The organism is Pseudomonas sp. SWRI111 (assembly GCF_014268555.1).
GTDB classification, from domain to species: domain Bacteria; phylum Pseudomonadota; class Gammaproteobacteria; order Pseudomonadales; family Pseudomonadaceae; genus Aquipseudomonas; species Aquipseudomonas hamedanensis.
This window is the reverse complement of record NZ_JABWQQ010000003.1, coordinates 96,234-111,857: the sequence shown is the minus strand read 5'-3', so window position 1 is coordinate 111,857 and position 15,624 is coordinate 96,234. Positions and strand designations below refer to the sequence as shown.

The following is a 15,624-nucleotide window of genomic DNA, read 5'->3' as shown; positions in this document are numbered from 1 at the left end:
ACTACGCGATGGCCTGCGTCTGACTAGACTGCTGACACCAGCAGAACAAGAAGAACGCAGAGGTGCACACAGTGAGCGTAGCCCCCGTCCCGTCGTCCCTTGATGTCAAAGACCAGGTCAGTGCTGCTGAGTGGCAGACCCGTGTTGATCTCGCCGCCTGTTATCGGCTGGTCGCCCTGCATGGCTGGGACGACCTGATCTTCACGCACATATCCGCCAAGGTGCCGGGCACCGAAGATTTCCTGATCAATCCGTTCGGTCTTATGTTTCATGAGATCACCGCCTCAAGCCTGGTGAAAATCGACCAGGCCGGCAACAAACTCATGGCCAGCCCCTACGAAATCAACCCCGCCGGCTACACCATCCACAGTGCGGTACATGAGGTTCGGCACGACGTCGTCTGTGTCTTGCATACCCATACCGCGTCCGGTGTCGCGGTGTCGGCGCAACAGCAGGGCGTGTTGCCGATCAGCCAGCAATCATTATTCGTGCTGTCGAGCCTGGCCTACCACGCCTACGAAGGAGTGGCGCTGAACCATGAAGAGAAGGCGCGGCTGCAAGCTGATCTTGGCGATAACAATTTTCTGATGCTGCACAACCACGGTCTGCTGACCTGTGGTGGCACCATCGCCGACACTTTCCTGATGATGTTCACCTTTCAGCGCGCCTGCGACATCCAGGTCATGGCGCAGTCAGGCGGTGCGCAGCTGATTGCCATCGAACCGCAGATTCTTGCGGGCGCCAAGGCGATGATTGCCGGCGTGACCAAAAGCGCTCAAGGCATGGGCGGCGCGCTGGCCTGGCCGGCGCTGCTGCGCAAACTCGATAAACAAGACCCCGGATATAAACTCTGATGCCTCTTGCCGAGATTCCTCTGTGTGTCTGGCGTAAACGCAGCCGGACGTTTGTCTTTCAGGGCCAGCCGATCCGTTACTGGGTGGCCGGGCAGGGCGAGCCGCTGCTGCTGATCCATGGCTTTCCGACTGCCAGTTGGGATTGGCATTACCTGTGGCAACCGCTGGCCCAGCGCTATCGGGTGATCGCCTGCGACATGCTCGGTTTCGGTGATTCGGCCAAACCGCTCAATCACCGCTACAGCCTGCTGGAACAGGCCGATCTGCAGCAGGCATTACTCAGCCATTTGCAGGTCGAGCAACCGGTGCATGTCCTTGCCCATGACTACGGTGACAGCGTCGCGCAGGAACTGCTCGCGCGGCACTACGAGGCGCGAATCGTCGTCGCCAGTTGCGTGTTTCTCAACGGCGGTCTGTTTCCGGAAACCCATCGCCCATTGTTGATGCAAAAACTGCTGCTAAGCCCGCTGGGCTGGCTACTGGGCCGCGCGTTCAGTCGCGAGGCCCTGGTCAAAGGTTTTCAGCGAATATTCGGCCCGCAGAGCCAGCCGAGCGAAAGCGAACTGGACGATTTCTGGAGTCTGGTCGACAGCAACCGCGGGCCACGCATCATGCACAAACTGATTACCTATATCCCCGAACGCCGGGTGCAGCGCGAGCGCTGGGTGGCCGCCATGCAGCGCGGGGATGTTCCCCTGCGCGTGGTCGATGGTGCGGTCGACCCGATCTCCGGCGTGCACATGGTGGAGCGTTATCACGAGCTGATCCCTGACGCGGACACGGTAGTGTTACCGGGCATTGGCCACTATCCGCAGATCGAAGCGCCGGTGCAGGTACTCGAGCACTATCTGGCGTTTCGCAGCCATCTTGTATTGCCACCGCGCAAAGTCGCTTGTTCGTGATAATGCCGTGAGGACTCTGGATCATCCCCCTGCCTTATCGTGCACCATTCAGCCTCAGTCGTATTCGTTGTGACCCGAAGCGCGGTGCCTGACACTCGGGATCATTATCCCTTGGCCAGCTGGAGTTGCCGCGATGAACGAGCCTGTGCGTTTCGAAGATAAAGTCGTGATTGTCACCGGAGCCGGTGGCGGACTCGGACGTGCTCACGCGTTGTTGTTCGCAAAACAGGGCGCCCGGGTGTTGGTCAATGACCTCGGCGGCTCGACTCAGGGCGAAGGCGCCAACGCGTCTGCTGCCGACCGCGTTGTCGCCGAAATTCGCGCCGCGGGAGGCACTGCCGAAGCCAACCATGACTCGGTCACCGACGGCGACAAACTGGTGCAGAACGCTCTCGATGCGTTCGGCCGCGTCGACGTGGTGGTCAACAACGCCGGGATCCTGCGCGACAAATCGTTTCACAAGATGGAGGACACGGATTGGGATCTGGTCTATCGCGTGCACGTCGAAGGCGCCTACAAAGTCACCCGTGCTGCCTGGCCGCATTTGCGCGAGCAAAACTACGGTCGGGTGATTTTCACTGCATCAACTTCGGGCATCTACGGCAACTTCGGTCAGTCCAACTACGGCATGGCGAAGCTCGGGCTGTACGGTTTGACGCGCACATTGGCAATTGAAGGTCGCAAGAACAACATCCTCGTCAACGCCATTGCCCCAACGGGCGGCACGCGCATGACCGAAGGCCTGATCCCGCCGCAAGTGTTCGAGCAACTGAAGCCGGAGCTGGTCAGTCCACTCGTAGTTTACCTGGCGAGTGAGCAATGTCAGGAAACGTCCGGGTTGTTCGAAGTCGGCGGGGGGTGGATGGGCAAAGTGCGCTGGGAGCGCAGCCTCGGCGCCGGGTTTGATCCGCGCGAGGGGTTTTCACCGGAAGATGTGGCAGCGCACTGGCAGCAGATTTGTGACTTCGAAGGGGCGGCGCATCCGCAGGACAATATTGAGGCGTTGAAGGAAATGATGGCGAATTTGCAGAAGTATTCGCTCTAGGTATCAAACCACCCGGCTAATGAAGTGATAGTCGGGTGGATTTTTCTGTTTTAGTCGTAGCGTTTATCCGTCATGAACGCCGGCGGTGTCCAATTAGGACCTTTGATGGTTTTCCCGTTTTCATCGTAGGACAAGACGCCATTTCTGAACAGCGATTGGTATGTGTCTATAAATACACGATGGGTAACAGTGTCTTTGCAGTATTGCGCATACATTTGATCGATGCGCATGGTGTGAAAACACAGTGCAAAGAGTGAAATGACGTCCGCAATCGGTTCGTTCTTTACGATTCTCTCGACAGTATTCATTGACCGAAATTCCTCATTTCATTTTCATATTCTCGTTGCACTTGGGTACTCATCGCGCTAATTGCTCGTTCGCTGTAGAGCAGGGCTAACTCGCTTCCGAGTTTGTAGTCCTCGAGAGTTGCTGTATGTGCGTTATTCCATATTGGAGATTCATTAGAGGGGGATGCATCGTCGCTGTAACCGAAAGCCCTGTATCGCTCCAGTTCTCTGATCTCATGGGTGTAGTAACGCAGATCAGTGTCAGTGAAACTCAGGTCTCCCTTCAAAATTTTCTCTAGGCGGTCAATCATGATGTCGTTCGCGTCCGATTGGTTGAGCCTTGCTACGTGTAACTTCACAGCATTGATTCCAGATTGGGTGACGGTCGCTCCCCTCCAGTCCAGATCGAGTATTGGCCCACCGGATTGCTCTGGGTTGTAAATACGGCCGCTGTATTTTCCTTTTACATAAGCTCCTTCATAAGGGTCGCTGAACACCACATACAACGGCGCAATCCCCGAGTCATCGGGAAACACGATGATGAATCTTTCCCAGCCTTCAACCAGAATCGGATTCAGATCCAGCCGGCCTTCAAGTGGAACAATCGGAGCACCTGAATAGGCAGGAGAGTCGGTGTCGACCATGGGGGACTCGGTCGAGCTGTCCCCCGGTGAGGTGGCCGGTGTCCAAGTCAGAAAGTCCGTCGGCGAATGCGGTAGCGCGAGTTCATACACGTCGTTGAGCAAGTCGTAAGCCGCGTTCAGAACCAGCACACTTGAGCGAATATGAAAATTGTCGCTCGAGGCCACGAACACTTCCGCGCCAGTACCGCTTGGCCTTACGCCCAGACCCACGGCCATTTCCAGTGCGCCTTGGCGATCGGCTATTTCGCGCAGTGTTTGCGCAGACTCCGATGACAGTTCGGAAAATGGCACGCTCACGACAAACCGCTCGCCGTTGCCCAGGCGTGATGGCATCAGCACCGCCGCGAAGCCAATCAGCACCGGACTGCCGAACAGTGCGGCTCCCGTCGCGGTGACAGTCATTAACGCCGTGCGCATTGCGGTGAGAATGGCGGAGGACGTTGCCGGACTGAGGCGAATGGCGGCTGAGGCGAAGGAGAACGCCGGAGCGGTGGAAACCACTGGTCCTGACGCCGGGTACACCTGTTGCATTTCGGCGGGATGAAGGCTTTGCTGCTGAGTCGCGTCGATGCGCTGTTCCATTTCAGTCTGAAGACGACTCTGTTCTGCGGCAGACGCCTGTGCTGCGGCTGCAGCCCGGGCCTCCGCTTCTGCCTGCGCTGCTTTCAAGGCAGCTGTTCGTACTTTTTCCTGAGCTTCAGCTTCAGCATTGATTCGTGCCGTTTCGGCAGCGGCACGCGCCTGCTCGGCAGCCAGGCGCCGTTGCTCCGCCAGTGCAGCCAGCCGTACCTGCTCACGTGCACGGATTTCTGTCTGTTCCTGCTCAAGGCGTGCAGCTTCGACGAGGTCTTTCTGGCGTTTCTGTTCAGCGGCTATGCGCGCTTGCTCGGCTGCCACGCGCTGTTGCTCCGCGAGTGCAGCCAGCCGAGCCTGCTCCCGCGCGCGGATTTCTGCTTGTTCCCGCTGACGACGTGCAGCTTCGGCGATGTCTCTCTGGCGTTGCTGCTCGGCGGCGATTCGCGCTTGCTCGGCAGCCTGGCGCGCGGCCTCTGCCGCAGCGGCCTGGGCATGGTCGTTGGCTTGCACGGCAGCCAGCCAGTTGTGCACGTTGACTTGCTGCTCGTGCAAAAGCGCCAGTTGCCGGGTCAGCAGTTTTGCTTGCAGGGCTGCGCGGTAGGATTGTTTCCACAGGGTCATGCCCGGCCCGTCGGGCCTTAGGGTTTTATCAATAACCAGTGCGCGGGAAAGGAATTGATCGGCGCTTTTATTGGTAGGGTCGCTTCCATAAAAACTGTGGGACAGGTGGGTCTGATGTTGCAGTTCCGCGCTTTTACGCTGGATAAGTTTGTTGCGCACGCCAAGCTCGCGGATTATCGCGGCCGCCGGTGGCAGTGGATGAGTCGACTCCTCCTGGCGTGTCGCGGCTAATTGCGCTTCAAGGGTCTGGGGGATCTGGGCAGTACTGGTCTGGAATTCTCTTTCCAAAATGCCGATGTGACTTTGCAGGATCGGTTGATAACGCGCGGAGTTGCGGGTTGTACTAAAAGTGCCGTTGTAACGATGGCTACCTATTGAAGGCCTCGCGGGAATAATGTGGTCCGGTGCGATAGCTGTCGTGTGAACAGGTTCAGTTAATTCCCACGGCGGAGGCTTTTGCATATTCATATCCTTTTGAATGTGCGTGACAGATGCGCAGAACGCGATGATCCATTGCTGGTTTATAAGCGCCATCAGCGGATAGTTGATGCGTTTCAAGTTACAACAGATCCGCAGGTAACGAATCCGAGAAAGTTGTCAGTAAGAGGGAGTTGGTTTGAAGGTGCTTTCGCTGTTTTTTAACAGCGAGCTAATTGTTCTTCGGCAAGAAGAGAAATATCTGATAGTGGTCTCGGAAACGTTGTAGGACCAAAGTTTCCATATTTTCAGAAGGCATAAAAAAGGCCGCTGCAAACGCAGCGGCCAAAGTAAGACGTTGGATCAAGGAGCTACAAATCAACGTCAGTGAACAGCGGGCGACAAAGCGAAATCATCGATTCATCTGAAATCTGTCAGCGGCGGCTTGAGTTACGCAAAGGCCAGCGCTTCGTGCTTTTCGGCTTACCCGTGAAAGCGCGCCCAGAATACGGTCTCAGTCCTGTAGGAAAAATACCGATTCCGGACATGCACTGTTACGGGGCATGCAACAGTCCGCCGGCCCCGGACTGCACCATGGACCTGACTGATGATTGTGCATCCAGCCGGTCCATGGACGGCGCAATGGCGCGCCTTGGCAGGGCATTCATCCTTTCGAGCGACAACGCGAATACCTCCTTGGTGCGCTTATCGACCTGACCGCCCGGCAGTAGGGTGGGGCCTTCTGTCACTCACCGGGGAAGACGCATGACAAAAACAACAATGCGCGCCATCTTCACACCGCAGGCGCTGGCAGCCGCGGTGACGCTGGGCTGCTGCTCCCAGGCGCACGCGGTTGCATTCAATATCGGCGAAATCGAGGGGACGTTCGACTCGTCGCTGTCGATCGGGGCCAGTTGGGGCATGCGCGATGCCGACAAGTCGCTGGTCGGCACGGTCAACGGTGGCACCGGGCAATCTTCGACCGGTGATGACGGACGCTTGAACTTCAAGAAGGGCGAAACCTTCTCGAAGATCTTCAAGGGCATTCACGACCTTGAATTGAAATACGGCGATACCGGCGTATTCATACGTGGCAAGTACTGGTACGACTTCGAACTCAAGGACGAAGATCGCGAGTTCAAACAGATCAGCGACAGCGGCCGCAAGGAGGGCGCCAAGTCCTCTGGCGCGCAGATTCTTGATGCCTTCGTCTACCACAACTACACCATCGCCGATTTGCCGGGCACGGTGCGTGCCGGCAAGCAGGTGGTGAGCTGGGGCGAAAGTACCTTCATCGGCAACTCCATCAACAGCATCAACCCGATCGACGTTTCCGCATTCCGTCGCCCGGGTGCCGAGATCAAGGAAGGTCTGATCCCGGTAAACATGCTGTTTGGTTCACAGAGCCTCACCGACAAACTGTCCATCGAAGGTTTCTACCAACTGGAGTGGGACCAGACTGTCCTCGACAACTGCGGCACCTTCTTCGGCGTTGACGTGGCGGCGGACGGCTGCAACAACGGCTATACCGTCGGCAATCCGGCCATTGCCCCGCTGGTGCCGTTGACCACCGCGTTCGGCCAGGGCATTCAGGTCACCCGTGAGGGCGTGGTGATTCCCCGTGGCGGCGATCGTGATGCGCGTGATTCCGGGCAGTGGGGCACGGCGCTGCGCTGGCTTGGCGAAGACACCGAGTACGGCCTCTATTTCATGAATTACCACAGCCGCACACCAAACGTGGGCACCACCACCGCGGGCCTTTCGACCCTGGCGGCGCTGCCGCGCATGGTCGGCATCGCCAACGGCCTGGCGCCGGGCAGCGGTGCCGGTCTGGCGCAGAGTGTGATGCTCGGGCGCGGCAGCTACTACCTCGACTACCCGGAAGACATTCGCCTGTATGGCGCCAGTTTCTCCACCACGCTGCCGACCGGCACCGCGTGGACCGGCGAGATCAGCTACCGCCCCAACGCACCGGTGCAGGTCAGCACCAACGACCTGACCCTGGCGCTGCTCAATCCGATTGCCGGCGGCACGGCGTCGCCACTGGCCACCGCGCCAGGTGCTGACAACAAGGGCTATCGCCGCAAAGAAGTGACGCAAGTGCAGAGTACCCTGACGCACTTCTTCGATCAGGTCCTGGGCGCCGAACGCCTGACTGTCGTCGGCGAAGCGGCGGTGGTGCATGTCGGTGGCCTGGAGTCGCGCAGCAATCTGCGTTACGGCCGCGACTCGGTGTACGGCCAGTACGGGTTCGGCGGCGACACTGACGGTTTCGTGACCTCGACGTCGTGGGGCTACCGCGCCCGCGCCATCCTCGATTACGCCAACGTGATTGGCGGGATCAACCTCAAACCCAACCTGTCCTGGTCGCACGATGTCGCCGGCTATGGCCCCAACGGCCTGTTCAACGAAGGCGCGAAAGCGATCAGCGCCGGGATCGATGCCGACTACCGCAACACCTACACCGCGAGCCTCAGTTACACCGATTTCTTCGGCGGCGATTACAACGTCCTTGAAGACCGTGACTTCGTGGCCCTGAGCTTCGGCGTGAACTTCTGATCTGCCCGAGAAGGATGACTGCAATGCGCAAAATGATTCTGCAATGCGGGGTGTTGGCCCTGAGTCTGCTGGCGGCCAATGTGATGGCGGCGGTGTCGCCGGACGAAGCGAACAGACTCGGCACCAGCCTGACCCCGCTGGGTGCCGAGAAGGCCGGCAACGCTGACGGCTCGATTCCCGCGTGGACCGGGGGTATCCCGAAAAACGCCGGCGCGGTGGACAGCAAAGGCTTTCTCGCCGACCCGTTCGCCAATGAAAAACCACTGTTCACTATCACCGCAGCGAACGTCGATCAGTACAAAAGCAAGCTCTCCGATGGCCAGGTGGCGATGTTCAAGCGCTACCCCGAAACCTACAAGATCCCGGTCTACCCGAGCCACCGTACTGTCGCCGTGCCGCCGGAAATCAATGAATCGGCCAAGCGCAGTGCACTGAATGTGACCACCATCAACGACGGCAACGGCTTGGCCAATTTCACCGGCAACCGCTACTACGCCTTCCCGATTCCGAAGAATGGCGTCGAGGTGCTGTGGAACCACATTACCCGTTATCACGGCGGCAACCTGCGCCGGATCATCACCCAGGTCACGCCACAGACCAACGGCAGCTACACACCGATCCGCTTCGAAGAAGAGATCGCCGTGCCGCAACTGATGAAGGAAATCGACCCGGAAAAAGCCGCCAATGTGCTGACGTTCTTCAAACAGTCGGTGACCGCGCCGGCGCGCCTGGCGGGCAACGTGTTGCTGGTGCACGAAACCCTCGATCAGGTGAAGGAGCCACGGCTGGCCTGGATCTACAACGCCGGCCAGCGCCGGGTACGCCGTGCGCCGCAGGTAGCGTATGACGGGCCGGGTACGGCGGCGGACGGTCTGCGCACGTCGGACAACTTCGATATGTTCTCCGGCGCGCCGGATCGCTATGACTGGAAACTGGTCGGCAAGAAGGAAATGTACATCCCGTACAACAGCTACAAGCTCGACTCGCCGAAGCTCAAGTACGACGACATCGTCAAGGCCGGGCACATCAATCAGGACCTGACACGCTATGAGTTGCACCGCGTGTGGGAAGTGATCGGTACGGTCAAGCCCAACGAGCGGCATATCTACGCCAAGCGCCACATGTACATCGACGAGGACAGCTGGCAGGTCGCACTTGTCGACCACTACGACGGGCGCGGCCAGCTGTGGCGAGTAGCAGAAGGGCATGCTCAGTTCTATTACGATCACCAGACGCCGGCCTACACCCTTGAAGCGCTCTACGACATCATTGCCGGCCGCTACATTGCCCTGGGCATGAAGAACGAAGAGAAGCACAGCTTCGAATTCGGCTTCGAAGCCAAGGCCGCCGATTACACACCTTCGGCGTTGCGCGCCGAGGGCGTGAGGTAACTGCTCTGCGACGAAGCTACAACAAGGCGACCGCACGGTCGCCTTTTTTATGGCCGTCAATCAGCGCGCTGAATACTCGTCAACAAGGGCCGTGGAGAGGGCTAGGGTGATCGCACAACGATAAGAAGGCTGACGCGATGACCGCCATGACTCCGTGCCTGGATCGCCCCGGATTTCTCCCCAGGCTTGCTTCCCATCATCAGCCGCGCGCGCGTCTGTGCCAGCCATTGCTTGAGTCGCAGGCACGGGTCCGGCTGATTTGCGCGCCCGCCGGCAGCGGCAAAACCGCGCTACTCACCGAGTGCCTGCTTATGGCCCCGGCAGGCTGCGAGACGATCTGGTTACCGTTGGCCGGCGTGGCGCTCAGCCGTACAGAATTCTGCCAGCGACTGACCCGCGCGCTCGGGCTGAGTGAAGACCTTGGCGAGGCGCAACTATTGGCGACGCTGGCGGCGTGGTCCAGGCCCGCCTGGCTGTTTATTGACGACTACAGCCGTCTGCCGAATCCGGCGCTGGATGCTCTGCTTGATCTGCTACTGACGGCCAGCAGCGCGGCGCTGACCTTCTGGATCAGCAGCCGGCGTCGACCACAGTGCAACTGGCCGCGCCTGTTGCTGGATGACGAACTATACGAATGCGAGCGCGCCAGCCTGGCCCTGACACACGATGAAGTTACCTCGGTGTTGCACCACTTGCCGCCAGAGCAGGCTGCCCGCGTCGCGGCCGGTATTCTCCAGAGCACCGGCGGCTGGTGCGCCGGTGCGCGCATGGCGCTGCTGCAAAAGTGCGACTGGGCGCAACACCTTCAGCCCCGGCAGCGTGTCGATACATTGCTCGATTATCTGCAACACGAACTTTTCGCCAGTCTGACGCCGGAGCAAGCCGAAGCATGGCGTGTGCTGGCTCATTTGCCGCGCTTCAACGCGCCGCTGTGTGAACATTTGTTTGGCGCCGGAGAGGGCGCGCAGCTGCTGCACGATCTGCAAGTGCTCGGATGTTTTATCGAACCCTGGCACGAGGCGGGTGACTGGCTGCAGGTGTTCCCCCCATTGTCGCGAATCATGCAGGCGTCGCATTGGCCGTGCGCGCGCTCCTGGCATCGGCGAACCTGCCAATGGTTGACCGCGGCGCGGGATTGGCGGGCGGCCTTCGAGCAGGCGTTGCTGGCCGAAGAATACGAGACTGCCGTGAGCGTGTCGCAGCACCTGAGCTGTGAAGACCTGTTTGAAGACCAGACGGTTGTCCTGTTGTTGCGATTACATGAGCACCAGAGCCAGGAGCTGACGCTGATGACCCCGCACTTGATCGGGCTGGTCACTGGCGCCTTGCTCTTTGCCGGTCGTTTCGAACAGGCCGCACACTGCATGGCTCACCTTTCACGCTTCCTGCCACAGCCTGCGGCGCAGCTGGAACAGCAACTGCTGGCGCGCTGGCAGGCGCAACAAGGGTGGCTTTTGCACCTGCAAGGGCGTATGGCAGCGGCGCGCGCCTGCTTTCAGGAGGCGTTGGCCGCGCTGGCGCCCGATGCCTGGCAGGCGCGTGTGTTGTGCCTGTCGGGAATGACTCAGCAAGCATTACTGTGCGGTGAACTTGATCAGGCCCATGCCATCAACCGCGAGGCCTTGTGCCTGGCGCGTGCTCAGGGTTCCTTGCTGTTCGAGGCGGTGCTTGAACTTGACCATGCGCAATGGCTTGAACAGCGCGGAGCCCCTGTGCGGGCTGAAAGCCTACTCATGGATATCGAGCAGCTACTGCGTCAGCGCAGGGTTGTCCCCACGCCGTTGCTTGGCCGCATTGCTTTACGGCGAGGGCGGCTGGCGCTGTGCATGGGGCGCGAAGAGCGGGCTGCGCAGTTGTTCACCCAAGGCCTTGAAGACTGCTTGCGCAGTGCCGACAAGCGCGTGTTGTATGGTTATCTGGGCCAGGCCCAATTGGCAGGTAATCGCGGCGATTACGCCGGTGCGTTCGAACGTTTGCGTGAGGCCGAGAGGGTCATGCAGCAGCGACAGATTCCCGATACGGTCTATCGCGGCGTCGTGCTGCAAATCAGTAGCCAGTTCTGGTTGCAGCAAGGCCGACCGCAGCTGGCGCATGAGGCGTTGGCACGGCTGCTACGGCATTACCGCGGTCCGTCTGCGCTCCAGGCGCCACCCGCGACGTTCGAGCTGATCACCCGTGTCGAATACCTGTTGGCCTGCGCCAGTGCGCAATTGAATCCAGACGAAGACGCTCTCCCGACTCTGGAACGGTTATTGGAGCAGGCCCAGGCCAAGGGCTTGCTGACCATGGAAACGGAATTACTGCTGGCCGCTGTGCAACTGGCAGAGTTGAACGGCGATAGCGCCTTGGCGCAACAGGCATTGCAGCGGGCTCGAATGCTGGTTGAGCGCTGTCATTTGCATCAAGCCATGCGCGAATGGCAGTTACGCCGAGGCAGTGCTGGCACAGAGTCCGTCACGGCTGTTGCGGCGCCGCAGTCCGAGAGCAGTAAGCTGGCGCCGTGCCTGAGTCGCCGTGAGTGCGAAGTACTGATGTTGATTGCCCAAGGCGCATCGAATCAGCAAGTTGCAGAGCAACTTTTCATTTCCTTACATACAGTCAAGACCCACGCCCGGCGAATCAACGGGAAGTTGGGTGTGGAACGCCGGACCCAGGCGGTGGCGAAAGCAAAAGCCATGGGCATACTGGATTGAGATTGTTTGAAGTTAGTAGTCAGTAGTAATGAAAGGCTGTATGTCTTTTTGTTGTGCATGCTTTGTAAAGTATTTGGGCTTCTTGCTAATTAAAAAAATCATTACCTTGCAACTATCTGCAGTGGCTGCAAACGCAGCTCTGGATAGTAAGGCAGGATATTGCATGCGTAAGTTATTCAAAAGTTTAATGCGTGACACAGTAGGTGATCAAGTCACGTGGACAGAGGAGTGGGAGAAGGCAAGCCGGGCAAAGGCCGAACTTTTTGCAATTATCGACGCGATGCCGAGCGTGCACGATATCTTGCGTAATATGCTTGAAGCGGAATTGAAACGCTTGGGTAAAACGGTTGATATCGATAAGGTATATATCAATACGGACCCTGCTTTTGCGCCCAGTGATAACCGTCCGTCGGGCTCTCTTTGGCAGGTGACGCTTTATTGCGTGGACAATAATGTTACCCCCGGCTACATCATGGGCGGTGACGGGGTATTTGTGCTGCCGGACACGTTGGACAATCAATTCAAAGTCAGCGGGCTCACTATTTTTGTTGTCGAAGATCTGATCGCGGCAGTGACTGCCGGACTGGAAAAAACGCTGCGAGCCGAGATCGGGAAGTTTTGGGCGGCAGCGGTTAAATCCATACGCTCTGAAGCGCTATCGCTGACCAACAAGCAGGCGTTCATTCAGGCGTACGCTTCGGTGGCAAGTGCAGAGCTATCGCTGTCGGTCATGGCGAACAATTTCGATGCCCACTGGGGCGAGCGATTCGCTTCTCTGCTCGACGCGGAGACAGGCCGCGGGATGTTTGAAGTCAGCCTGCAACCACGACAGGATTATCTCGATTCGCTCCAGCCCTGTTTCGTTCTCGACAACGCTGAGCGCTCGGATGCAGAGATGAAGCTGCTCAACGAGTCGACTTGCTACCTCATGCACACGCCTGAGAACGGCTTTGAGTTTTTTGAGAAAAATACCGACTTGCATCGCCAGCTTCAGGCTCGATTGTCCTTGCAAAGCAACCAGATCAACTACCCAAAAGCCATGCAGAATCCTCATGCCTACTGTGTTGAGGTTCATCTCAAAGGTCAGTTGGAGAGCGTATCGTTACTTTCCAATAGCCGTGATCAACTGGAAACCACGCTGACTTCCGTGCTGCAGGATAATCAAGGCATGCAGGTGCTGCGTTACGGTATCAACACTCGCTTTTATTTGCTGTGGGCGGCTTTGAAACGGACGGAGTGGCCGCTTTGGCTGAAGCAAGCGAACGCTGATATACAAGTGCGCTACACCGAACTTGAGGCATCGAAAGATCAATACCTGGTGGATTATCAAAGCGCATCCGAGGCATGCTTTTCGTTTAAAGATTATGTGCTGCGTACGTTTTCGGAGTGGGCCGACAGGGTGCTTGGTGAACAACTGGACCCGCAATCCATCACCGTGCGGAGCTCGTACACCCTGCAGGTCGCAGGCCGCACCATTGACCACGAAGAAACCCGAACGCTGACCGAGTTCATTGTTTTCGGTCTGCATGATAACGGTTATCGCGCCAGTCTCAGCATCACAGGCGTACCCAGCGCAAGCCGGCTGACGCCCGCTGCGCTTGAGCAATGGTTGGTGCAGCGCAATCTGCGTCTGGATTTTGTCAGCGATCTTGCATCGTCTCCTTCTGTTGCATATCAGCAAGCCTATCGTGATTATTTCTTCGGTCAGATGCAGTTCGAGTTGTTTGTTGCTCGACACTCAGGTGACCTTACCGACACTGACGCCAGGATTATTGCCCGGGCAATGGCCAGTGATTCGTCGGTTGCCATTCGCGGATTGAAAATCAGGCTACAAGCGCCAGCCTTGAAAGATGTACTTGTTTTCACCGCAGAAGGGTACTCGGGGTGTCTGCTGTTCTTGCGCAGTCCCGAAGGTCCGTTCAAGCTGCACAAGTTCGCCGACGTTTTTGCCATGAACCGCTGGATTGAGGCTGCGTTGTCCGCAAGCCGCGAATACGCAGCATTATTGGTTCACCCGGAGTATTTGCATGACGCAGGCGTCTTGCTCAATGGCACCGGCGCTAAACTGAGCTATCGGTACGAACTGGATACCACACTGGCCAATCTCGACCTCGATGCCAAAACACCATTGGTTGATTATGTAAACGTCGCTTACCGGGCCGAGGTTGCCCAACACAAGGCAATTGCGCCGACAGGTTATCGGGCGCTGGGGTTTCAAGGTCGCATGCGCTATTCCCGGTTGACCACTGAACTCAAGGCTCTTTCAACCGTCGATGCACGAGACAACGGTTTTCCATCGTTCGAGCAGTTCACCCATGATGCAGTGAAAGCTCAGATTGAAGAAATTTTGCGCACTCGTGGGAGCGACGTTACTGTTGATCCTGATCGGATTATTGTTCAGACCGAAACGTTTCGTAAGAGCGTTACCGATCTCTTGCTTGAAGGAATCGCGTTTGAGGCGGTCGCTCCCGCCTACGAAACCAAATACAGCCCGAAATATTATTTGCTGAGTAATCACCCGGCGGTGGACAAGCTGGATATTCGTGATCTGTCTTCGCTGTCGAAAACCTTTCGACCCGGCGATAGATATACAGCGATGCTGAAAGAAAAGTTCCAGAACAAGGCGCATCCTGACTACGTATTCATACGTGCTGTACATGCTCGGAAAATCCGCTGTGAAATGCACCTGAATGCAGTCGCCGATTTTGTTGGCGGCAAGTTATCGTCCGAGATTTTTTCTGCTGTTCAGCAGGTGATCGATAGCCTGAAAGAGAGCGGCGCTTATCAGCCGATTGCGAACGATATCTCTGAAGGCGACGTGGGTTTATATAAATTCAACATCGGTTCGCTCGGTTTGACGACGGCTTGGGATCGCACGGTAGGAGGCGTTTATATATTCCGCGTGAAACGGACCTCGGGCTTTATGAACTTGCTCTATACACCCGACGCGCCAGATCTTGTCAGTTTCCGGCCAATCGCAGAATTCGTTCCCTCGATTCGCTTTCGACTCGGACCATTCAGGGAGTATTACAGCAAGCGAATATTGCTCACCGATCAGAAGGTGATCAACGACTATTTCGACAACCTTGTCGCAACCGTGGACAGCAAACCGCAGATCGGGACGCAGAATCGCGCGAAGCTGCCGGATCTCTACACCTTCCATGATGAGCGGGTGCGGCGGGTATTGAGTGATATCGACGAGCGCACTACCAGTTTGAATGAATTGATTGCCGGTCTTGTCTACGACAATCTATTGAAGGCTGCGAATATCGTCAGTTTGCTGGTGCCTCCGGTGGGAACGGTTGTAGTCGCCGTCCAGATGATGAAAAGCATCTATGACGCCTCGCAGTCGCACAGGCGAGGTGATTATGCCGCTGCACTGGGGCATGTAAAAGAAACCCTGACCGGACTGTTGACGCTGGGCAAGGCAGCGGCGGCGGGTGCGCCCGTCAAAGAAATTACCCATGCACAACGCTCGTTTCTCAGTCTGTTTGAAGACGCGCGCACGGTCGCCGAACTGGTTACCTATTACACTGGCCAGGAAGAACCCAAGGAGATGTTGATCGAGTTCTTCAAGACATTAATGGAGGGCGCCGAGTACGGGCTGAGTAAAACAACGGTGCGTTGATCGTTAC

The 15,624-nt window shown here is 57.6% G+C and carries 9 protein-coding genes; 7 read left to right on the top strand and 2 right to left on the bottom strand.

Translation table 11 applies throughout. The annotated features are described in order from the left end of the window. The first annotated feature begins 71 nt into the window (after window positions 1–71). The 3 genes from HU755_RS06005 (at window position 72) to HU755_RS05995 (ending at window position 2,801) form a co-directional block, all read left to right on the top strand. On the top strand, window positions 72–854 hold the full coding sequence (locus HU755_RS06005; RefSeq protein WP_186630928.1) for a class II aldolase/adducin family protein: 783 nt from the start codon (window positions 72–74) through the stop codon (window positions 852–854). Beyond that, window positions 854–1,756 carry an alpha/beta fold hydrolase gene (locus tag HU755_RS06000; RefSeq protein WP_186630927.1) on the top strand — a complete coding sequence of 301 codons (903 nt, stop codon included), beginning with the start codon at window positions 854–856 and terminating at the stop codon, window positions 1,754–1,756. Before HU755_RS06005 ends, HU755_RS06000 begins: the two co-directional genes overlap by 1 nt. 133 nt (window positions 1,757–1,889) lie before the next feature. Then, window positions 1,890–2,801, top strand: a complete 912-nt coding sequence (locus HU755_RS05995; RefSeq protein WP_186618716.1) for an SDR family oxidoreductase — start codon at window positions 1,890–1,892, stop codon at window positions 2,799–2,801. Window positions 2,802–2,851: 50 nt separating this feature from the next. On the opposite strand, the gene HU755_RS05990 is transcribed toward HU755_RS05995, so the two are convergent. Next, the gene (locus HU755_RS05990) at window positions 2,852–3,109 is read right to left on the bottom strand and encodes an immunity protein (protein ID WP_186630926.1); all 258 of its coding nucleotides are present in this window, start codon (window positions 3,107–3,109) and stop codon (window positions 2,852–2,854) included. After that, window positions 3,106–5,487, bottom strand: coding sequence for an S-type pyocin domain-containing protein (locus tag HU755_RS05985; RefSeq protein WP_238349960.1), 2,382 nt, complete (start codon window positions 5,485–5,487; stop codon window positions 3,106–3,108). The genes HU755_RS05990 and HU755_RS05985 overlap by 4 nt, the downstream gene beginning before the upstream one ends. Before the next feature lie 624 nt (window positions 5,488–6,111). Between HU755_RS05985 and HU755_RS05980 the strand changes: the two genes are divergently transcribed. The 4 genes from HU755_RS05980 to HU755_RS05965 all read left to right on the top strand — a co-directional run bounded on the left by HU755_RS05980 (window position 6,112) and on the right by HU755_RS05965 (window position 15,617). After that, entirely contained in the window at window positions 6,112–7,905 is a 1,794-nt protein-coding gene (locus tag HU755_RS05980) for a DUF1302 domain-containing protein (RefSeq protein ID WP_186630925.1), read from the top strand. 23 nt (window positions 7,906–7,928) lie between these two features. Then, window positions 7,929–9,296: a DUF1329 domain-containing protein gene (locus HU755_RS05975; RefSeq protein WP_186630924.1), complete on the top strand. Its 1,368-nt coding sequence runs from the start codon at window positions 7,929–7,931 to the stop codon at window positions 9,294–9,296. Window positions 9,297–9,433: 137 nt separating this feature from the next. Further along, window positions 9,434–11,989 (top strand): LuxR C-terminal-related transcriptional regulator, encoded by a 2,556-nt coding sequence (locus HU755_RS05970; protein WP_186630923.1) that lies wholly within the window; start codon window positions 9,434–9,436, stop codon window positions 11,987–11,989. Between the two features lie 163 nt (window positions 11,990–12,152). Next, entirely contained in the window at window positions 12,153–15,617 is a 3,465-nt protein-coding gene (locus HU755_RS05965; protein ID WP_186630922.1) for a DUF6543 domain-containing protein, read from the top strand. The last annotated feature ends 7 nt before the right edge of the window (window positions 15,618–15,624 follow it).